The following is a 227-nucleotide window of genomic DNA, read 5'->3' as shown; positions in this document are numbered from 1 at the left end:
AGCCCAGCTACGAGGCCCCCGCCGTGCACCCCGGCCACACCTGGACCGGCACGGCCGGGCCCGACCCGACCGTCCTGGAGCCGGGTAAGAAGCCGAAACGACTCGTCCGCGGCCTGCTCATCGGTGGTGCCGCCACCGTCGTGGCCGCCGGAGTGACCGCCGCCGCGGTGCTGCTCTGGCCGGCCCATCCGGCTCTCGACTTCCACCGGGCCGAACAGATCAAGTGG

1 protein-coding gene is annotated in these 227 nt (G+C 73.6%); it reads left to right on the top strand.

What is annotated here, in order from left to right:
- Window positions 1-227, top strand: a 227-nt coding sequence (locus tag AB1471_RS18050) for a hypothetical protein (RefSeq protein ID WP_367781088.1), incomplete at both ends; no start/stop codon positions are given.

It is taken from the genome of Jeotgalibacillus marinus (genome assembly GCF_040801915.1).
GTDB classification, from domain to species: Bacteria; Bacillota; Bacilli; order Bacillales; family Jeotgalibacillaceae; genus Jeotgalibacillus; species Jeotgalibacillus marinus.
The sequence above is the reverse complement of the archived record's forward strand: the minus strand, read 5'-3'. Positions and strand labels throughout refer to the sequence as shown.